The organism is Pseudoxanthomonas sp. Root65 (genome assembly GCF_001427635.1).
Taxonomy (GTDB): Bacteria; Pseudomonadota; Gammaproteobacteria; order Xanthomonadales; family Xanthomonadaceae; genus Pseudoxanthomonas_A.
Genome location: NZ_LMHA01000003.1, coordinates 18,591 through 36,911, shown reverse-complemented (window position 1 = coordinate 36,911; position 18,321 = coordinate 18,591). Strand labels below are relative to the sequence as shown.

Annotated in this window: 20 protein-coding genes; 15 read left to right on the top strand and 5 right to left on the bottom strand. The window is 68.0% G+C overall.

Annotated elements, in window-relative coordinates; genetic code table 11:
* The first annotated feature begins 89 nt into the window (after positions 1–89).
* The 5 genes from ASD77_RS14860 (at position 90) to ASD77_RS14840 (ending at position 4,795) form a co-directional block, all read left to right on the top strand.
* Positions 90–746: a hydrolase gene (locus tag ASD77_RS14860; RefSeq protein WP_055943663.1), complete on the top strand. Its 657-nt coding sequence runs from the start codon at positions 90–92 to the stop codon at positions 744–746.
* Positions 747–919: 173 nt separating this feature from the next.
* Positions 920–2,776: an amidohydrolase gene (locus ASD77_RS14855; protein WP_055944983.1), complete on the top strand. Its 1,857-nt coding sequence runs from the start codon at positions 920–922 to the stop codon at positions 2,774–2,776.
* Complete coding sequence (locus tag ASD77_RS14850) at positions 2,773–4,413, top strand: MFS transporter (protein ID WP_162247650.1); 1,641 nt, start codon at positions 2,773–2,775, stop codon at positions 4,411–4,413. The genes ASD77_RS14855 and ASD77_RS14850 overlap by 4 nt, the downstream gene beginning before the upstream one ends.
* The gene (locus ASD77_RS14845) at positions 4,410–4,640 is read left to right on the top strand and encodes a XapX domain-containing protein (protein ID WP_055943657.1); all 231 of its coding nucleotides are present in this window, start codon (positions 4,410–4,412) and stop codon (positions 4,638–4,640) included. The genes ASD77_RS14850 and ASD77_RS14845 overlap by 4 nt, the downstream gene beginning before the upstream one ends.
* Positions 4,637–4,795 (top strand): DUF1427 family protein, encoded by a 159-nt coding sequence (locus ASD77_RS14840; RefSeq protein WP_055943654.1) that lies wholly within the window; start codon positions 4,637–4,639, stop codon positions 4,793–4,795. Before ASD77_RS14845 ends, ASD77_RS14840 begins: the two co-directional genes overlap by 4 nt.
* 60 nt (positions 4,796–4,855) lie before the next feature.
* Here ASD77_RS14840 and ASD77_RS14835 read toward each other — a convergent pair whose 3' ends face one another.
* Positions 4,856–5,563 (bottom strand): pirin family protein, encoded by a 708-nt coding sequence (locus ASD77_RS14835; RefSeq protein ID WP_055943651.1) that lies wholly within the window; start codon positions 5,561–5,563, stop codon positions 4,856–4,858.
* Between the two features lie 281 nt (positions 5,564–5,844).
* Between ASD77_RS14835 and fdxA the strand changes: the two genes are divergently transcribed.
* On the top strand, positions 5,845–6,168 hold the full coding sequence (fdxA, locus tag ASD77_RS14830; RefSeq protein ID WP_055943648.1) for a ferredoxin FdxA: 324 nt from the start codon (positions 5,845–5,847) through the stop codon (positions 6,166–6,168).
* 326 nt (positions 6,169–6,494) lie between these two features.
* Here the strand turns inward: fdxA and ASD77_RS14825 are convergent, their stop codons facing one another.
* Together ASD77_RS14825 and dapA are read right to left on the bottom strand one after the other, a co-directional pair.
* Positions 6,495–6,983, bottom strand: a complete 489-nt coding sequence (locus tag ASD77_RS14825) for a hypothetical protein (protein WP_055943646.1) — start codon at positions 6,981–6,983, stop codon at positions 6,495–6,497.
* Positions 6,984–6,998: 15 nt separating this feature from the next.
* Positions 6,999–7,907: a 4-hydroxy-tetrahydrodipicolinate synthase gene (dapA, locus tag ASD77_RS14820; RefSeq protein ID WP_055943642.1), complete on the bottom strand. Its 909-nt coding sequence runs from the start codon at positions 7,905–7,907 to the stop codon at positions 6,999–7,001.
* A gap of 180 nt (positions 7,908–8,087) precedes the next feature.
* Between dapA and ASD77_RS14815 the strand changes: the two genes are divergently transcribed.
* The 7 genes from ASD77_RS14815 (at position 8,088) to ASD77_RS14785 (ending at position 13,578) form a co-directional block, all read left to right on the top strand.
* The gene (locus ASD77_RS14815; protein WP_055943639.1) at positions 8,088–8,648 is read left to right on the top strand and encodes a glycine cleavage system protein R; all 561 of its coding nucleotides are present in this window, start codon (positions 8,088–8,090) and stop codon (positions 8,646–8,648) included.
* 2 nt (positions 8,649–8,650) lie between these two features.
* Positions 8,651–9,136 carry a peroxiredoxin gene (locus ASD77_RS14810; RefSeq protein ID WP_055943635.1) on the top strand — a complete coding sequence of 162 codons (486 nt, stop codon included), beginning with the start codon at positions 8,651–8,653 and terminating at the stop codon, positions 9,134–9,136.
* 115 nt (positions 9,137–9,251) lie between these two features.
* The gene (locus tag ASD77_RS14805) at positions 9,252–10,649 is read left to right on the top strand and encodes a PhoH family protein (protein ID WP_055943632.1); all 1,398 of its coding nucleotides are present in this window, start codon (positions 9,252–9,254) and stop codon (positions 10,647–10,649) included.
* A gap of 54 nt (positions 10,650–10,703) precedes the next feature.
* Positions 10,704–11,189 (top strand): hypothetical protein, encoded by a 486-nt coding sequence (locus ASD77_RS14800; RefSeq protein ID WP_156383674.1) that lies wholly within the window; start codon positions 10,704–10,706, stop codon positions 11,187–11,189.
* A gap of 7 nt (positions 11,190–11,196) precedes the next feature.
* The gene (locus tag ASD77_RS14795; protein WP_055944980.1) at positions 11,197–11,874 is read left to right on the top strand and encodes a YoaK family protein; all 678 of its coding nucleotides are present in this window, start codon (positions 11,197–11,199) and stop codon (positions 11,872–11,874) included.
* A 43-nt stretch (positions 11,875–11,917) separates the two neighbouring features.
* Positions 11,918–12,727: a bifunctional hydroxymethylpyrimidine kinase/phosphomethylpyrimidine kinase gene (gene thiD, locus ASD77_RS14790; RefSeq protein WP_055943626.1), complete on the top strand. Its 810-nt coding sequence runs from the start codon at positions 11,918–11,920 to the stop codon at positions 12,725–12,727.
* Entirely contained in the window at positions 12,724–13,578 is an 855-nt protein-coding gene (locus ASD77_RS14785; protein ID WP_055943621.1) for an alpha/beta fold hydrolase, read from the top strand. Before thiD ends, ASD77_RS14785 begins: the two co-directional genes overlap by 4 nt.
* A 7-nt stretch (positions 13,579–13,585) precedes the next feature.
* Here the strand turns inward: ASD77_RS14785 and ASD77_RS14780 are convergent, their stop codons facing one another.
* Both ASD77_RS14780 and galE read right to left on the bottom strand, forming a co-directional pair.
* Positions 13,586–14,641: a diguanylate cyclase gene (locus tag ASD77_RS14780; RefSeq protein WP_055943616.1), complete on the bottom strand. Its 1,056-nt coding sequence runs from the start codon at positions 14,639–14,641 to the stop codon at positions 13,586–13,588.
* Positions 14,642–14,760: 119 nt separating this feature from the next.
* Complete coding sequence (gene galE, locus ASD77_RS14775; protein WP_055943613.1) at positions 14,761–15,777, bottom strand: UDP-glucose 4-epimerase GalE; 1,017 nt, start codon at positions 15,775–15,777, stop codon at positions 14,761–14,763.
* Between the two features lie 229 nt (positions 15,778–16,006).
* Here galE and tviB point away from each other — a divergent pair, with 229 nt between their 5' ends.
* Positions 16,007–17,284 carry a Vi polysaccharide biosynthesis UDP-N-acetylglucosamine C-6 dehydrogenase TviB gene (tviB, locus tag ASD77_RS14770; protein ID WP_055943611.1) on the top strand — a complete coding sequence of 426 codons (1,278 nt, stop codon included), beginning with the start codon at positions 16,007–16,009 and terminating at the stop codon, positions 17,282–17,284.
* A 25-nt stretch (positions 17,285–17,309) separates the two neighbouring features.
* The gene (locus tag ASD77_RS14765; RefSeq protein WP_055943608.1) at positions 17,310–18,317 is read left to right on the top strand and encodes an NAD-dependent epimerase; all 1,008 of its coding nucleotides are present in this window, start codon (positions 17,310–17,312) and stop codon (positions 18,315–18,317) included.
* Positions 18,318–18,321 lie beyond the last annotated feature (4 nt).

Genomic DNA, 18,321 nt, shown 5'->3' with positions numbered 1-18,321 from the left:
GCAGCGCGCAACAAGCGCACGTCGATGCAAGCCGTCGGGCGTGCGGGCGGGCGACAGTGCGCCGATCCCCTGCCCGAAAGGATCCGACCATGCCCACCGCCTCGCCCGCCGCCGGCAAGACCCTGCTCACGCCGGTCGACCATACCCTGATCCTGATCGACCATCAGTCGCAGATGGCCTTCGCCACGCACTCCATCGATGTGGCCACGCTGCGCAACAACGTCGCCCTGGTCGCCAAGGGTGCCGCCGGTTTCGGCGTGTCCACGCTGCTGACCACGGTCGCCGAGAAGTCCTTCTCGGGCCCGCTGTTCCCCGAGATCCCCGACGCCTTCCCGGACGCGAAGGTCCACGACCGCACCACGATGAACTGCTGGGAGGATGCGGCGGTCATCGCGGAGGTGAACGCCGCGGGCAAAGGCCGCGTCGTGCTCGGCGGCCTGTGGACCAGCGTGTGCATCGTCGGCCCGGCCGTGTCCGCGCTGGACCAGGGCTTCGAGGTCTACGTGATCGCCGATGCCTGCGGCGACGTCACTGCCGAGGCGCACGAGCGCGCGATGCAGCGCATGATCCAGGCCGGCGTGCGGCCGCTGACCAGCGTGCAGTACCTGCTGGAACTGCAGCGCGACTGGGCGCGCAGCGCGACCTATGACCTGACCACCGGCATCGCCAAGCTGCACGGCGGTGGCTATGGCCTGGGCATCCAGTACGCCAAGAGCATGTTCGGCGCGTCGGAAGGCGGCCACTGAGGGCGCCGCCATGGGCCCGGCCCACCTTCCGTCCCCTGACGGAAAGCACCGATATCCTGCTCCGGGGGTCTTCCATGGTCGTCGATGACACGCGCCGGTACGTCCTGAAAGGCATGGCAGGCGCCGCCACCCTGGCCGCCCTGCCCGGCAACGCCCGACCCGGAGACTCCCGCATGGCCGAGCTGATCCTGCGCAATGCGCGCATCACCACGCTGGACGCGGCACAGCCCACGGCCAGCGCCATCGCGTTCGCCGACGGACGTGTGCTGGCGGTGGGCGACGATGCCGGCGTGATGGCTCACGCCTCGGAGGCGACCCGCGTGATCGACGCAGGCGGCCGCCGACTGGTGCCGGGCCTCAACGACAGCCACACCCATCTGATCCGCGGCGGATTGAACTACAACCTGGAACTGCGCTGGGACGGCGTGCGCTCGCTGGCCGACGCGATGGCCATGCTGAAGGCGCAGGTGGCCGCCACGCCGGCGCCGCAATGGGTGCGCGTGGTCGGCGGCTTCAGCGAATCGCAGTTCGCCGAGAAGCGGCTGCCGACGCTGGAGGAACTCAACGCGGCTGCACCCGACACGCCGGTCTTCATCCTGCACCTGTACGACCGCGCCCTGCTCAACCGCGCCGCCCTGCGCGCGGTGGGTTACACCAAGGACACCCCGAATCCGCCCGGCGGCGAGATCCAGCGCGACAAGGCCGGCAACCCGACCGGCCTGCTGCTGGCCAAACCCAATGCCTTGATCCTGTACGCGACGCTGGCGATGGGCCCGAGGTTGCCCGCCGAATACCAGCTCAACTCCACGCGGCATTTCATGCGCGAGTTGAACCGGCTCGGCATCACCTCGGTGATCGATGCGGGAGGCGGCTTCCAGAACTATCCCGAGGACTACCGGATCATCGAGCAGCTGCATGCCGACGGCCAGCTGACCGTGCGCATCGCCTACAACCTGTTCACCCAGAAGAAGGGCGAGGAACTGGCCGATTTCCAGCGCTGGTCGACAATGCTCAAGCCCGGCCGGGGCGACGATCTGCTGCGCCACAATGGCGCAGGCGAGATGCTGGTGTTCTCGGCGGCGGATTTCGAGGACTTCCGCGAACCGCGCCCCGACCTGCCGGCGACACTGGAAGGCGAGCTGGCCAGCGTGGTGCGCTTCCTCGCCGAACAGCGCTGGCCGTTCCGCATCCATGCCACCTACGACGAGAGCATCACCCGCGTGCTCGACGTCTACGAGCAGGTCAACCGCGAGGTGCCGTTCGACGGCCTGCACTGGATCGTCGACCACGCGGAAACCATCTCGCCACGCAACATCGACCGCGTGCGTGCGCTCGGCGGCGGGATCGCCATCCAGCACCGCATGGCCTACCAGGGCGAATTCTTCGCCGCCCGCTACGGCCAGGACGCATTGCGGCATACGCCGCCGGTGCGGCGGATGCTGCAGGCCGGCGTGCCGGTCGGCGCCGGCACCGACGCCACCCGCGTGGCCAGCTACAACCCGTGGGTGGCGCTGTACTGGCTGGTCAGCGGGCGCACGCTCGGCGGCCTGCAGATGTACGGCGATGACAACCGGCTGGAGCGCGGGGAAGCACTGCAGTTGTGGACCCACGGCAGCGCCTGGTTCTCCACCGAACAGGAGCGGAAGGGGCGACTGGCGCCAGGCCAGTTGGGCGACTGCGCGCTGCTGTCGGCCGACTACTTCGCCGTCGCCGAGGACGATATCCCCGACATCACCAGCGTGCTGACGGTGCTGGGTGGACGCATCGTGCATGGCACCGGGCCGTTCGCAGCGCACGCGCCGGTCCTGCCCGAACCGATGCCCGACTGGTCGCCGGTCAACCGCTTCGGCGGCTACCAGGGCGGCACGCTCGCGCAGGCCAGCGCCGCCTTGGCGCGTGCGCATGGCCCGGCGTGCCGGGTACACGCGCACGACCACGCCGGCCCGCAGCATGCGGCACAGCACGCCGTGCCGACCGGCGACCTGCAGACGTTCTGGGGTGCGCTCGGCTGCGCGTGCTTCGCGTTCTGACCATGTCCACACCCGTCACGCAGGGCCCCTGGTCGCCGCTGGGACAGCCCACCTTCCGCGCCCTCTGGCTGGCCATCCTGGTGGGCAACATCGGTACCTGGGTCCACGATGTCGCTGCCGCCTGGATCATGGCCGAGACCACCGATTCGCCGCTGATGGTCGCGGCGGTGCAATCGGCGACCACGTTGCCGGTGGTCGTGCTGGCCATTGTCGCGGGCACCCTGGCCGACATCGTCGATCGGCGACGCTACCTGATCGTGGCGCAACTGTGGATGCTGCTCGTCGCCAGCACGTTGGCCATCCTCGCGCACCTCGACGCACTGGGCCCGTGGACCCTCATCGCGCTGACCTTCGCGCTCGGCATTGGTGCGGCCATGGCGATGCCGGCGCAGCAGGCCACCACGCCCGAACTGGTACCCAAGCCGATGCTGGGACCGGCGGTGGCGCTGGGTTCGCTGAGCATGAACATCGCGCGCGCCATCGGCCCGGCGCTGGGCGGGCTGATCGTGGCGCAAGCCGGGATCGCATGGGCGTTCGCCGTGAATGCACTGACCTTCCTCGGCGTCGCCGTGGTGCTGTGGCGCTGGCGCCGCGCGCCGACCGCATCGGTTCTGCCGCCGGAAACCTTCGGCGTCGCCCTCCGCGCCGGTCTGCGCTATGCCTCGCGCGCGAGCGTGCTGCAGGCGGTGCTGGTGAAGGCCGCCTGGTTCTTCACCTTCGCCAGTGCGCTCACCGCGTTGCTGCCCATCGTGGTGAAGCAGGACCTGCAGGCAAGCGCCGGCACGTATGGCCTGCTGCTGGGCTGCATCGGCGCGGGCGCCATCGCCGGCGCGCTGCTGTTGCCGGGACTGCGCGCGCGCATGGACGCCGACCGCATGGTGCTGTGGGCGACGCTTGCATACGCCGGCTGCATCCTGGCGTTTGCGCTGCTGCGCTGGGTGCCGCTGCTGTACGGGGTCGCGCTGCTCGCCGGACTCGCCTGGATCGCCGTGCTTTCTTCGTTGCAGATCGCGGCGCAGACGGCGGTACCGGCGTGGGTCCGCGCGCGGGCGCTGTCGCTGTACATCGTGGTGTTTTCCGGCGGCATGGCGGCAGGCAGCCTGGGCTGGGGCTGGCTGGCGCAGCACGCCGGCACGCCCCGTGCGCTGCTGGTCGCCGCCGTGGGTACGGTGGTGGCGGCGATTGCGGGTGCGCGCTTCCGTCTGGGCGAGGCGGCGCGCGTGAACGTCACGCCCTCGGGCCACTGGCCACAGCCGGTGGTCAGCGCGGACCTGCACGACGATCGCGGCCCGGTCCTGGTGACGATCGAGTACCGCGTCGATCCGAAACGCAGGCAGGAATTCCTGCATCGCCTGCAACCGCTCGGACACGCACGACGCCGCAACGGCGCGCTGCAATGGGGTGTGGCAGAAGACAGCACGCAGCCCGGCGTGTACCTGGAGTACTTCGTCGATGCGTCATGGCGCGAGCATCTGCGCCAGCACGAACGCGTGACCGAAGACGAGCGCATCCTCCAGGAAACCGTGCTGGAAACGCTGGCCGATCCCGCGCAACGGCCGCATGTGCGCCACTTCATCGGTGGTGCGCCGGGCGCTGCGCCACCCACCGCGCCTTCTACCCCTGGAGGCCTGGCATGAACTGGAAATTCGCCGCCGGGCTCCTGCTCGGCTTCGCCATCGGTTTCGGATGCCGCGCCTTCGGCGTGCCCGTGCCCGCACCGCCGGTGCTGGTCGGCGCCCTGCTGGTGGTAGCGATGACCAGCGGCTACCTGCTGGCCGATCGCGTACTCATCCGGCGCGAAGCACACCATCGGCGCGACTGCGGCGGCCCCAGCGGCCAGTCCGCACGTAGCGACGCACCATGACCACGGCCCTGGTCGGCATCGTGCTTGCCCTCGCCATCGGTATCGCCTGCCGCTGGCTCGACATTCCGGTGCCCGCGCCGCCGCGGTTGCAGGGTGCGCTGCTGGTGGTGGCGATGACGGCAGGGTTTCTCGTCGCGGACCGGTTGCTCGGCTGACGGCCGCCCGCAAACGAAAAAGGGCGCGACAGGCGCGCCCTTCCCTTCGCCGCGAGGCGATTACTGCATGCGCGGCAAGTCGAACACCAGCACTTCGGCGGCGATGCCGCGCTCGATGCTGACCAACGGCTCGCCGTCGTACAGCAGCGCATCACCGGCCTTCAGCGCCTGGCCGTTGACGGTGGCTTCGCCGCGGGCGATGTGCACGTAGCCCAGGCGCCCGTCGGCCAGCGGCAGCTCCGCTTTTTCGCTGCCGTCGAACAGGCCCGCATACATGCGCGCGTCCTGGTGGATGCTGACCGAGCCGTCGGCGCCATCCGGGCTGACCACCAGCCGCAGGCGCCCCTGCTTGTCGGCGGCCGGGAACGACTTCTCCTCGTACGAGGGCGTGACGCCCTGACGGTCAGGGATGATCCAGATCTGCAGGAAATGCGTGGCACCCGCTTCGTTGTAGTTGAACTCCGAGTGCTGCACGCCGGTACCTGCGCTCATCCGCTGCACATCGCCCGGCACGATGCTCGAACTGTTGCCCATCGAGTCCTTGTGCCCCAGCGCGCCTTCCAGCACGTAGCTGATGATCTCCATGTCGCGGTGGCCGTGCTCACCGAACCCGCGGCCGGCGGCCACGCGGTCTTCGTTGATCACGCGCAGCGGACCCCAGTGCACGTGCTTGTCGTCGAAATAGCTGGCGAAGGAAAAGCTGTGCCACGAATCCAGCCAGCCGTGGTTGGCGTGGCCGCGGGCGTTGGCGGGGCGCAGGGTGATCATGGCGGAACTCCTTCGGTGGTGGGATGGCGCACAGCTTGAACCGGGACAAAAATGGAATAAACACCCAACAAACCAATTGATTGTTTCACTAATGTGGTTAATTAGGCAGGACTCGTCCAGCCAGCCATGCCGACAGGACAACGCTGCATCGCCGCACAGGGTGGAAGCCGCGTCATTGTGTCGCGATGAAGATGGCATGCCGTCGAGCACAGCCATGCATCCACGCCATGGCGGGCCACCTGCATTAAACTTGCGCGGTTTCCGTTCGAGCGTTCGTCTTCATGCCTTTCGTCGTCACCGAAAACTGCATCAAGTGCAAGTACACCGACTGCGTGGAAGTCTGCCCGGTGGACTGCTTCCACGAGGGGCCGAACTTCCTGGTGATCGATCCGGACGAGTGCATCGACTGCACCTTGTGCGAACCCGAGTGCCCCATCAACGCCATCTACCCCGAAGACGACGTGCCCGCCGGACAGGAAGGCTACGTGGCGCTCAACGCCGAGCTGTCGCGCGCCTGGCCGGTGATCACCACGCGCAAGGAGCCGCTGCCGGATGCCAAGGAATGGGAAGGCAAGCCGGACAAGCTGCCGTTGCTGGAGCGCTGATCGCGTCTGGCTGCAACGCATGCATCAAAAAGGCGCCGCAAGGCGCCTTTTCTACGTCATCCCGGCGAAAGCCGGGATCCATGTTGCCCTTGTCATGGCTGTCGGGCGGTACCGGCAACATCACGATGGGTCCCAGCGTACGCTGGGACGACGGGCGTGGATGTTCCGCCATAAACAGAAAAGCACCATGAGGCGCTTTTCTTCCGTCATCCCGGCGAAAGCCGGGATCCATGTTGCGTTGACCGTGCTGGCCAGAGCGTCAAGCGGGTTCACAGTGTGCGCCGGGACGACGGCCATGACACCGTCGTTCCTGCGCAGTGGGCGACTCAGCCGCCCAGCTTGGCCTTCAGCGCGGCGAGCAGCTTGACCGCCGCCGGCGACGTCGCCGGCAGGCCACGCGGATCGACCGCCGACACGTACGCACCGGCTTCCACCGCCGACACGCGGACCAGGAAGCTCGCGCCTTCGTAGCTCACGTCATAGGTGCCCAGCAGCTGCGCGCGGCTGGCGATGGTCACGCCTTCGACACCGGCGAGCGCCTCGCCCACGCGGGCGAAGGCATCGTCACGCGAACCCGCCACATTGAAGCCGCCTGCCGCCGGAGCGGCCGCCGGCGTCGCCTGGCCGGCCGCGGGCACCTGCATGGCGCCACTGGTGTTGGGCAGGGTGAGATCCGGCGGCACCTCCAGCGGGCGCGCTTCCGGGGCCAGTGCGTAGTCGCCCTTTGCACCCTTCTTGAACCACGAGCAGCCGGCGACGGACACGACCAGCAGCACGAGGGCAAGCGGACGCACGAGGGAAGACGAAAGACGCATGGGGTTCTCCTGGGTTCAGGCCGCGAGGGTATCGCGGCTGGATTGTGCTTCCAACGCCTGCGCCACGGTGGCGAGGCGGTCGGCAGTATCGGTATGGGCGGCAGACAGCGTAAGCAGCGGCAGGCGCAGGCCTTGGCCGAAGCCTGCGCGCTGCAACAGCGCCTTCACCGGAATGGGATTGGATTCCACCCCGAGGAAAGCGTAGATCTCCTGCAGGCGCGCATCCAGCGCGGATGCGGCGGCGGCATCGCCGGCACGGGCCAGGTCGCACAGTCGGCGGAAGCTGCGCGGCAGGGCGTTGGAGCCGACCGAGATCAGGCCATCGGCGCCGGCGAGCATCGCGCGCGACGCGGTGGGATCGTCGCCGCTGAGGACGGCAAAGCCCGGGCGGCGCAAGGCCAGCAGCGCGGCCATGCGGTCGGGCTCGGCGCGGGCTTCCTTGATGCCGACGATGTTGGGATGCCCGACCAGTTCGGCCACCGTCTCCGGCAGCAGGTCGCAGCCCGTGCGGCCGGGCACGTTGTAGAGCACGACCGGCAATCCGCCCTGGTCGGCCACGGCGCGGTAATGCGCCACCAGCCCTGCCTGCGTCGGCCGCACGTACGGCGGCGTCACCACCAGCGCGAACTGCGCGCCACCCGCGGCGGCGCGGCGGGTGGCGGCAATGGTCTTGACGGTGTTCATCTGGCCGGTGCCGGCGAGCACCGGGATGCGGCCATGCACCTCTTCCACGGCGATGCGCAGCAGCGTGTCGTATTCGTCGTCGGACAGGGCCGCCGCTTCACCGGTGGAACCGGCCACCACCACGCCCTGCGTGCCGCCGTCGATCTGCTGTTTGAGCAGCGCGCGCCAGGCGTGCAGGTCGAGTTCGCCCGACGCCAGGAACGGCGTGGCCAGTGCGGTGATGCTGCCGGAAAGATGCAAGGGAAGGCTCTCGGTGGGGATCCGGCGCACCGGAAGCGCCCGTAAGCGCAGTTATCCCGGCCCGCCTGCAATGTCGGCCGCATGTTACTTGCGGGCTCAAAGGGCGGGCAAGTATGCTGCCTGCGTCGCCGGGCCACGGCCCGGCCGCCATTCAGCCTGACCGCAACGCCGGAAGCTCTCTTGACCGATTCCACGCCCCGGCCTTCGCCGACCGAAAACCACCTCCTGATCACCGCCTACACGACGCATCCGGAATCGCCGCTCCTGTCGGTGACGCGCCGGATCGCCGACAGCGGCTGCAATCTGGTGGATGCCCGGCTGTCCACGGTGGGCCGCGACGTGTCGGTGACTGCATTGGCGACCGGCTCGTGGGACGCGGTGGCCAAGCTGGAGACCATGCTGTCGCGGCTGGAGCGCGATGACGGCCTGAAGCTGGTGTTCTACCGTACCGGCCCGAAGGTGGTGCAGTCCAACCTGCTGCCGTACATCGTGGAAGTGGTGGCTGCCGACAAGCCGGGCATCCTGTTCCAGCTGGCCGATTTCTTCGACCGCCAGGGCATCACCATCGAGAACCTGCAGAGCACGCGCTACCGCGCGATGCAGACCGGGGCGGAGATGTTCTCGGCGCAGGTCACCATCGGCGTGCCGGCCAACATGCACATCGCCGCGCTGCGCGACGATTTCCTCGAGTTCTGCGACCATCTGAACCTGGACGCGATCATGGATCCGATGAAGTTCTGACGATGACGGCGAAAAGCGCGAACGCTCTGCCAAAATCGACACTGAAACTGCCACTGGCGCTGTCCGGCGGACAGACCGCCACCCTCGCCGACTACGCCGGTTCCTGGCTGGTGCTGTATTTCTATCCGAAGGACAGCACGCCGGGCTGCACCACCGAAGGCCTGGATTTCAACGCGCTGCTGCCGAAGTTCAAGAAATCGAACGCGACCGTGCTGGGCGTCTCGCGCGACTCGGTGAAGTCGCACGACAACTTCTGCGCCAAGCAGGGCTTTACGTTCCCGCTGGTGAGCGACGCCGACGAAGCGCTGTGCAAGGCCTTCGACGTGATCCACGAAAAGAACATGTACGGCCGCAAGGTGCTGGGTGTGGTGCGCAGCACCTTCCTGATCTCGCCCGACGGCCGCATCGTGCAGGAATGGCGCGCCGTGAAGGTTCCCGGCCATGCCCAGGCCGTGCTGGACGCCCTGAAGGCCCACCAGGCCCAGTGACGGAATCCCCTTCCCTCCCACCCACCATCCCGCGCCGCGGCGGGTCATGGTGGTTCGCTGCTGCCCGCGGAAAAGTCGCCCGTGTTCACACATCTTCCTCGATGAGGTTGCCCGAATGACCCGTAGCAAGCGTATCTATGTGTTGGACACCAACGTGCTGATGCACGACCCCACCGCGTTGTTCAAGTTCGAGGAACACGATGTCTACCTGCCGATGCAGGTGATCGAGGAGCTGGACAACGGCAAGAAGGGCACCTCGGAAGCGAGCCGCAACGCGCGGCAGGTCAGCCGCTTCCTCAACGAACTGGTCCAAGCCTCCGGCCTGGACAACCTGGCCGCCGGCATCCCGCTGATCCAGCCCAACAGCATTCAATTGCGCGGCAGCCAGAGCGCCGGTCTGCTGCGCTTCCAGACCAGCCACTTCGAGGCCGGCAAGAGCTTCGGCGCGGTCATCCCGGACAACGCCATCCTGGGCGCGATCCTGGCGCTGAAGGAACAGGAGCCGGACATCCCGGTGGTGTTCGTCTCCAAGGACATCAACCTGCGCATCAAGGCGGCGATCGCGGGCATCGTGTCGGAGGATTACGAGAACGATCGCGCGCTCGACGACTTCAGCCTGCTGTACACCGGCGCGGACCCGGTGCCGGAGGATTTCTGGCAGCGTCACGGCAAGGACCTGCGCTCGTGGACCGACAAGGGCCGCACGTTCTACGAAGTCACGATGACCGAGGGCGCGGGCTGGTACCCCAACCAGTACCTGTACCTGCCGGGCGACGACGAATCCGAGTTCCGCGTCAGCAAGGTGGAAGGCGACAAGGCCACGCTGCAGATCGTCGACGACTTCCGCCACAGCCAGCATGCGGTGTGGGGCATCAATGCGCGCAACCGCGAGCAGAACTTCGCGCTCAACGCGCTGATGGATCCGGAGGTCGACTTTGTCACCCTGCTCGGCACTGCCGGCACCGGCAAGACGCTGCTGGCCCTGGCCGCAGGGCTGGCGCAGACGATGGACCAGCAGCGCTACCGCGAGATCATCATGACCCGCGCCACGGTCAGCGTGGGCGAGGACATCGGCTTCCTGCCCGGCACCGAAGAAGAAAAGATGACGCCATGGATGGGCGCGCTGACCGACAACCTGGAAGTGTTGACGCACAATCAGGAGGGCGGCGCGTGGGGCCGTGCGGCGACCAACGACCTGCTCGCGTCGCGCATCAAGATCCGTTCGATGAACTTCATGCGCGGCCGCACCTTCCTGTCGCGGTACCTGATCCTCGACGAGGCGCAGAACCTCACGCCCAAGCAGATGAAGACGCTGATCACCCGTGCCGGCCCCGGTACCAAGATCGTCTGCCTCGGCAACGTGGAGCAGATCGACACGCCCTACCTGACGGAGACGACGTCCGGCCTGACCTACGCGGTGGACCGCTTCAAGAACTGGGCTCACAGCGCGCACATCACGCTGCGGCGTGGCGAGCGTTCGCGGCTGGCGGATTACGCGTCGGAAGTGCTGTAGCGGCATCCGGCCGCTGCGCTCACCGACAGCGCAGCGGCCGGGCACCGATCTGCCATGCACGATCCCTACACCCCACCCGACGCCCTCGGGCCTGCTCTTCACGGAGCAATGGGCAGCTCGACACGCGGCATGCAGTGGCGACGCGTGCTGCTGGGTTCGGTCACGCTGTTTTTGGCGCTGGCGGCATGGTCTTTCATGGCCGGCTTCCTGATTCCGACGGTCGGATTCTGGCTCGCTCCCGATGGCGCCTGGATCGACACCGCCATCGTCGTCCGGAAAGTCGTCTACATGATGGTATCGACCTTCGCGTACTGGTGGTTCGCAAAGGGGGTAGGACACCGTCGGCTGTTGCATGTACTGCTGGCATGGAGCCTGGTCCAGGTGATCGACACCGTCGTCGTGATGATCGTACTGCCGTCATCGCCGACTCGGTTCGCGTGGACGGCGCTGGTGCTCGGCCTGTTGCCAGCCCTTGCTGGCTGCGCATTGACGTGGATATGGCCAGGACGACGTCCGCGTATCCCACATGGCGATCGCTGACGCCGCCATGGGCCTCCACCTCCCCCGCTGGGTCTGGATAGGCGCCGTGCTGCTGGCCTGCGTGGCCGGCATGGTCAACGTCATCGGCTATCTGGGTTTCGAGCATCAGGCGGTCAGCCACCTGACCGGGACCACCAGCCTGCTGGGTGCGGCGATCGCGCAAGGCGACCCACGCGCGGTGATCCATCTGTGGGGCGTGCTGGTCGCGTTCTGCTTGGGGGCGATGCTGAGCGGCCTGATCATCCAGGACCAGGCCCTGCAACTCGGTCGCCGCTACGGCGTGGTGCTCGCACTGGAAGCCGTGTTGCTGATCGCCGCGATTCCGCTGTTCAAGCAGGAACAGATCTGGGGCGCACTGCTCGCTGCGGTGGCCTGCGGGCTGCAGAACGCGATGGTCACCACCTACAGCGGCGCCGCCGTGCGCACCACGCATCTCAGCGGCATGTTCACCGATCTCGGCATCGGCCTGGGCCACCTGCTACGCGGCATGCCGTTGCCGGTGCGCCGGCTGACCCTGAGTGGCCTCATCATCACCGGCTTCCTGGGCGGTGGCGTGCTGGGGGCGTGGCTTTACCGGCACGTCGGTTACGACGCACTGATGGCGCCGGCACTGCTCACCGGCGTTACGGGCATCGGCTACGTGCTGTATCGCCAGTGGCGGCACGCGAGGCCGCCGCCCCACTGATCCGGCCGCCCACACGCTGGCGTACGGGTGGCACAATCCCCACATGACAGCCCCTTCCGTGGTTTCCGCCCTCACCATCGCCGGCTCCGACTCCGGTGGTGGCGCCGGCATCCAGGCCGACCTCAAGACCTTCGCCGCCCACCGTGTGCACGGCCTGTCGGCGATCGCCGCGCTGACCGCGCAGCACACGCGCGGCGTGACCGCGGTGAACGTGCCGCCGATGGCGTTCCTGCGGGCGCAGCTCGATGCCTGCTTCGAGGATTTCGACATCCGAGCGGTGAAACTCGGCATGCTGGCCACGGCCGAGGTGATTGGCGTGGTCGCCGATGCATTGCGCGCGCATCGCCCGCCCACGGTGGTGGTCGATCCGGTGATGGTCGCGACCAGCGGCGCGAAGCTGCTGGAGGACAGCGCACTGCATGCACTGCGCACGCAGTTGCTGCCGCTAGCCGACGTGGTGACGCCCAATCTTCCCGAAGCCGAACTGCTGCTGGGCCGTCCGATTCCCGATGCCCAGGCGATGCGCGTGGCCGCCCATGACCTGCTGGCGCTGGGCGCGCGCGCGGTGTTCCTCAAGGGTGGGCATCTGCGGGACGAAGGCGACGTGGTAGACCTGTTCGTCGACAAAGATGGCTTGACCGAAACCTCGCATCCGCGCCTGGCGCTGGAAGCGCACGGCACCGGTTGCACGCTCGCGTCCGCCATCGCCGCCCGCCGTGCACAGGGCATGGCGATGAAGGACGCCTGCCTGGCCGCCTCGGACTACGTGCATGCGGCGTTGCGCGGCGCCTACCAGCCCGGCCGCAGCGACATCGTTGTGCTGGACCATGTCGGGGCTGCGCCGAACGCATGAACACCGTCGACGAACAGGGCATCGCCGCGGAGGAGCATCCGCTGCAGTCGGCGGATGGCCATGCGTACACGCTGATCGCCCGCATTCCCGCCAACGCTGCATCCGCGCTGTTGTGGATCCCCGCGCTCGGGGTCGCCGCCCGCCATTACCTGCCCTTCGCCGATGCCTTGGCCGCACGCGGCGTGGCGGTGTTCGTACACGAGTGGCGCGGCAACGGCAGCAGTTCGCTGCGCGCCAACCGTCGCAACGATTGGGGCTATCGCGACCTGCTCGGCACCGATCTCCCACTCAGCCATGCCGCCATGCGCAGTCGCCTGCCTGGCGTTCCCCATCGTATCGGCGGCCACAGCCTGGGCGGTCAACTGGCGGCCTGCCATGCCGGGCAGGATCGGGAGGCGTTCACGGCGCTCTGGCTGGTCGGCAGCGGCACGCCGTTCTGGCGCACGTTTCCGGCACCGCGCGGCTACGCGCTGCCGTTCTTCTACCAGTTCGCCCCGTGGCTGGCGCGCGCCTGCGGCGCGCTGCCGGGGCGGCGACTGGGCTTTGGTGGCGACGAGGCGCGCGGGCTGATCCGCGACTGGGCCCGCGTGGGACTGAGCGGCCGCTACCGCGCGGCAGGCTGGCCGGCGGATCTGGAAGCCGGCATGCGCACGCTGCGCGCACCGGTGCGCGGCGTGCTGTTCGACGATGACTGGCTGGCCCCGGAAAGCTCGCTGCGCGCGCTGATGGCGAAGATGCCGGACAGTCCCGCCTACGTCACCGTGCTGCATCATGCCGCGCTGGGAACGCGCGCCGACCACTTCGCCTGGATGAAGCAGCCGCAGGCGGTGGTCGACGCCCTGCTGGCCTGAGCCAGGCTCAGCACCCCACCACGATGCAGTCGCGCCCCTGCGCCTTGGCCCGATAGAGCGCGCCGTCCGCGCTGTTGATCCAGTCGGAGACCGACGCGATGCCGGCATGGCATTCCGCCAGGCCGATGCTGACCGTGCAGCGCAATCCACGCGCGGAGAACGTGCAGGCAGCGACCTGCCGCCGCAGCCGTTCCGCCGCGACGATGGCTTCCTCCCAGCGCGCATCCGGCATCACCACGCCGAACTCGTCGCCGCCGTAGCGCCCGCCGGTGTCGACATCGCGCAGGCAGGCCTTCAGCAGCCGCGCGAATTCCTCCACCACCTCGTCGCCGACGGTGTGGCCATAGCCGTCGTTGATGTCCTTGAAGCGGTCGATGTCGATCAGCACCAGCACGGCGGTGCGCCCCACCCGCTGGTAACGCTTCAGTTCGCCGGTCGCTTCATGCAGCCACTGCTGGCGGTTCATCAGCCCGGTGGCGGCATCGAAGCGGGCCATCCTTTCCAGCATGTCCTTCTGCTGGCGCGCCTTGCGCGAGAGCGAATGCGTGGCGAACCCGATCGCCATCGGATAGACCGCCAGGAACGGCAGGCAGGCCAACACGACCGGGTAGCTGGTGTAAGGGTCGAAGGCGAAGCCCCAGGCGGCGCTTGCAGCCACGCAGGTCAGGACCATCGCCGCCAGCGTGCGCAGGCCGAAACGGCCGCCGCCGACGATCACCTTGTCCATCGTCAGCATCACGGCAAGCAACACGCTGGGCAGCGCGTCGAAGTGCATCGCCGCGATCCAGAAGCCGCCCATGGCCGCGTCGAAGGTGAGGTTCTGGAACTCGGCCGACAGCGGATCGCCGCGATGCAACTTCACCCGCAGGTAGGCCAGATGCGGCCACAGGAAGCCGTTGGCGATCAGCAACGCCCACAACGTCGGCGGCGCCGCGTGTTCGTACAGCACGGCACCCACGCACAGCGCGCCCAATCCCAACCCCAGCGCGCGCATGCGGTACATGCGCAGGCCGTAGCGTGAGCGGTTCTGTTCCGCCAGCGTGCGCACGGCGTCGGAGTGCATGCGGATCCGGCATGAGGGAGGACGTGCGCCGATTCTCGGCCAATCGTCCCGCCATCGCCAGCCTGCGACGCACCGTCGCGGCGGGCCTTATGCCAACCCCGTCACGTTCGTGGCGCCGGTCAGACGGCGGGATAACCCTGCGGGTTCTGCGACTGCCAACGCCACGCGTCGCGGCACATGGCATCGACATCGCGTTCGGCGCGCCAGCCCAGCACGTCGTTGGCCAGCGACGGATCCGCGTACACCTCGGCCACGTCGCCCGGGCGTCGCGCCACGATCTGGTAGGGAATCGCGCGCGACGCCGCGCCCGCGAACGCCTCGACCAGTTGCAGCACGCTGACGCCCTGACCGGTGCCCAGGTTGACCGTGAGGCTGCGACGCTCGCGCACCAGGAAGTCCAGCGCATCGGCGTGCGCGCGCGCCAGGTCCATCACGTGGATGTAGTCGCGCACGCCGGTGCCGTCGACGGTCGGCCAGTCGCCGCCGAACACGCTCAAGTGCTCGCGCCGCCCCACTGCCACCTGGCAGATGTAGGGCATCAGGTTGTTGGGAATGCCGGTCGGGTCCTCGCCGATGAGGCCGGACTCATGCGCGCCGACCGGATTGAAATAGCGCAGGTTGGCGGCGTGGAATCCGGGATCGCTGGTGCACAGGTCGCCGATCAGCTCCTCCATCACCAGCTTGGTGCGGCCGTACGGATTGGTGACCTGCAGGCGTGCGTCTTCGCGCACGGGCACACTGGCCGGGTCGCCGTAAACGGTGGCGGAGGAACTGAATACCAGCCGCCTGACGCCCGCCGACTGCATGCCGTGCAGCAGGTTGAGCGTGCCGCCGATGTTGTTGTGGAAGTAGTCCAGCGGTCGCTCGCAGGATTCGCCGACGGACTTCAGCGCGGCGAAGTGCACCACGGCGTCGAAGTGCTGCCGCGCGAAAAAGGCGACCACGGCCTCTCGGTCGCGCAGGTCCAGCGGCTGGAACGGTACCGGATGGCCGGTGATCCGCTGCAGGCGCGCCAGCACGCCCGGCGAACTGTTGCTGAAATTGTCGGCCACCACGACATCATGGCCGCGCTCGACGAGCACCACATAAGCATGCGCGCCGATGTAGCCGGCGCCACCGCACAACAGGATCCGCATCTCGACTCCCCGGTCGCTGGTCGTCCAGCCCCATTGATGGCCGGTCATGCAGGGGGTACGTAGCGGACGACACCATCAGGCCATCGGTCGCATCCTGTCCTCTGGAGCGGGCTTTGCACGTTGATCGACTCGACACCAGCCCGGCCGCGGTCACGCTTCCGCACCCTCCGGGCCTTTAGACTCTTCCGTACGTGCTGCACACAGGGGACCCCCATTGAACAACGCTCCATTGCCCACCCTGGACCAGGTGCGGATCGCCGTGATCGGCCTGGGCTACGTCGGGCTGCCGTTGGCCGTCGCTTTCGGCCGCACGTTCCCCACGCTGGGCTTCGACATCAACCGCAAGCGCGTCGCCGAACTGAACGACTACCGCGACCACACCCTGGAGGTCAGCGCCGAGGAACTGCGCGACACCCCGCTGCTTGGCTTCAGCGATGATCCGGCCGCGCTGGCGGGTTGCAATGTCTTCATCGTCACCGTGCCCACGCCGATCGACGACTACAAGCGCCCCGACCTGCATCCGCTGGAGTCGGCAAGCCGCACGGTGGGGCACGCCATCGGCAAGGGCGCCGTGGCGATCTACGAATCGACCGTGTACCCGGGTGCCACCGAGGAGACCTGCGTCCCGATCATCGAGCGCGAGTCCGGCCTGCGCTTCAACGAGGATTTCTACGCCGGCTACAGCCCCGAGCGCATCAATCCCGGCGACAAGCAGCACCGCCTGGAAACCATCATGAAGGTCACCTCCGGCTCCACCCCGGAGGTCGCCGACTTCGTCGACGCGCTGTACGGCAGCATCATCACCGCCGGCACGCACAAGGCCAGCAGCATCCGCGTGGCCGAAGCGGCCAAGGTGATCGAGAACACCCAGCGCGACGTCAACATCGCGCTGATCAACGAACTGGCGCTGATCTTCCACCGCCTGGGCATCGATACCCACGAGGTGCTGGAAGCCGCCGGCACCAAATGGAACTTCCTGCCGTTCCGCCCCGGCCTGGTCGGCGGCCACTGCATCGGCGTGGATCCGTACTACCTGACCCACAAGGCGCAGCAGATCGGCTACCACCCGGACGTGATCCTGGCCGGCCGCCGCATCAACGACGGCATGGGCAGCCATGTCGCCCGTCGTGTCGCCAAGCTGATGGCACGACGCAATCTTCCCGTCGCCGGCGCCAGGGTGCTGGTACTGGGGCTGGCCTTCAAGGAGAACTGCCCCGACGTGCGCAACACGCGCGTGGTGGACATCGTGGCCGAACTGCGCAGCTACAACGCGCAGGTCGACGTGCACGACCCGTGGGTCAGCGCAGAGGAGGCGAAGCACGAATACGGCCTCGACCTGGTGGCGGAGCCCCAGGCCGGCCAGTACGATGCCGTCATCCTGGCCGTCGCGCACCGGCAATTCACCGAGCGCGGCGCCGACGGCGTCCGCGCCCTCGGCAAGCCGGGTGCGGTGGTCTTCGACGTGAAGCGGGCACTGCCCCGCCACGCCGTCGACGACTGCCTGTAACCGCCCTCTTCCACGGAATTCCCCGATGCGTGTCCTCGTCACCGGTGCCGCCGGCTTCATCGGCTCCCACCTCAGCCATCGCCTGCTCGACCGCGGCGACGAAGTGCTGGGCTACGACAACCTCAACGACTACTACGACCCCACCCTGAAGGACGCGCGCCTGGCGCGGCTGCTGCCGAAGGACGGGTTCCGCTTCGTCCGCGCCTCGCTGGAAGACCGTGCGGCCATGGAAGCCGCGTTCGACGAATTCAAGCCGCAGCGCGTGGTGAACCTGGCCGCGCAGGCCGGCGTGCGCTATTCGCTGGAGAACCCGCACGCCTACATCGACAGCAACATCGTCGGCTTCACCAACATCCTCGAAGCCTGCCGCCACCGCGGCGTCGAGCACCTGGTGTACGCCTCGTCCAGTTCGGTCTACGGCGCCAACCGCAAGCTGCCGTTCGCGGTCGAGGACAGCGTGGACCATCCGGTCAGCCTGTACGCGGCCACCAAGAAGGCCAACGAGCTGATGGCGCACACCTACAGCCACCTGTTCGCCCTGCCCACCACCGGCCTGCGCTTCTTCACCGTCTACGGCCCGTGGGGCCGCCCGGACATGGCGCTGTTCCTGTTCACCCGGAGCATCCTCGAAGGCAAGCCCATCGACGTGTTCAACCACGGCCACCACACGCGCGACTTCACCTTCGTCGACGACATCGTCGAAGGCGTGATCCGCACGCTGGACACCGTGCCCGGCGCAGACCCGACCTACGACCCGCTGCTGCCGAACCCCGGCTCCTCCAGCGCGCCATGGCGGGTCTACAACATCGGCAACCACCAGCCGGTCCAGCTGCTCCGCTACATCGAAGTGCTGGAAGACTGCTTGGGCCGCAAGGCCGAGAAGCGCCTGCTGCCCATGCAGCCGGGCGACGTGCCCGATACCTGCGCCGACGTCGAAGCACTGCGTCGCGACACCGGCTACCACCCCTCCACGCCCATCGAAACCGGCATACGCCGCTTCGTCGACTGGTACCGGGAGTTCTATCGGGTATAGCCCG

Excerpts from the sequence above, each read along its gene's own strand:
- ASD77_RS14860 (WP_055943663.1), top strand. The coding sequence starts at position 90 with ATGCCCACCGCCTCGCCCGCCGCCGGCAAGACCCTGCTCACGCCGGTC.
- ASD77_RS14855 (WP_055944983.1), top strand. The coding sequence starts at position 920 with ATGGCCGAGCTGATCCTGCGCAATGCGCGCATCACCACGCTGGACGCG.
- ASD77_RS14845 (WP_055943657.1), top strand. The coding sequence starts at position 4,410 with ATGAACTGGAAATTCGCCGCCGGGCTCCTGCTCGGCTTCGCCATCGGT.
- ASD77_RS14840 (WP_055943654.1), top strand. The coding sequence starts at position 4,637 with ATGACCACGGCCCTGGTCGGCATCGTGCTTGCCCTCGCCATCGGTATC.
- ASD77_RS14835 (WP_055943651.1), bottom strand. The coding sequence starts at position 5,563 with ATGATCACCCTGCGCCCCGCCAACGCCCGCGGCCACGCCAACCACGGC.
- fdxA (WP_055943648.1), top strand. The coding sequence starts at position 5,845 with ATGCCTTTCGTCGTCACCGAAAACTGCATCAAGTGCAAGTACACCGAC.
- ASD77_RS14825 (WP_055943646.1), bottom strand. The coding sequence starts at position 6,983 with ATGCGTCTTTCGTCTTCCCTCGTGCGTCCGCTTGCCCTCGTGCTGCTG.
- ASD77_RS14810 (WP_055943635.1), top strand. The coding sequence starts at position 8,651 with ATGACGGCGAAAAGCGCGAACGCTCTGCCAAAATCGACACTGAAACTG.
- ASD77_RS14805 (WP_055943632.1), top strand. The coding sequence starts at position 9,252 with ATGACCCGTAGCAAGCGTATCTATGTGTTGGACACCAACGTGCTGATG.
- ASD77_RS14800 (WP_156383674.1), top strand. The coding sequence starts at position 10,704 with ATGCACGATCCCTACACCCCACCCGACGCCCTCGGGCCTGCTCTTCAC.
- ASD77_RS14795 (WP_055944980.1), top strand. The coding sequence starts at position 11,197 with ATGGGCCTCCACCTCCCCCGCTGGGTCTGGATAGGCGCCGTGCTGCTG.
- thiD (WP_055943626.1), top strand. The coding sequence starts at position 11,918 with ATGACAGCCCCTTCCGTGGTTTCCGCCCTCACCATCGCCGGCTCCGAC.
- ASD77_RS14785 (WP_055943621.1), top strand. The coding sequence starts at position 12,724 with ATGAACACCGTCGACGAACAGGGCATCGCCGCGGAGGAGCATCCGCTG.
- ASD77_RS14780 (WP_055943616.1), bottom strand. The coding sequence starts at position 14,641 with ATGCACTCCGACGCCGTGCGCACGCTGGCGGAACAGAACCGCTCACGC.
- galE (WP_055943613.1), bottom strand. The coding sequence starts at position 15,777 with ATGCGGATCCTGTTGTGCGGTGGCGCCGGCTACATCGGCGCGCATGCT.
- ASD77_RS14765 (WP_055943608.1), top strand. The coding sequence starts at position 17,310 with ATGCGTGTCCTCGTCACCGGTGCCGCCGGCTTCATCGGCTCCCACCTC.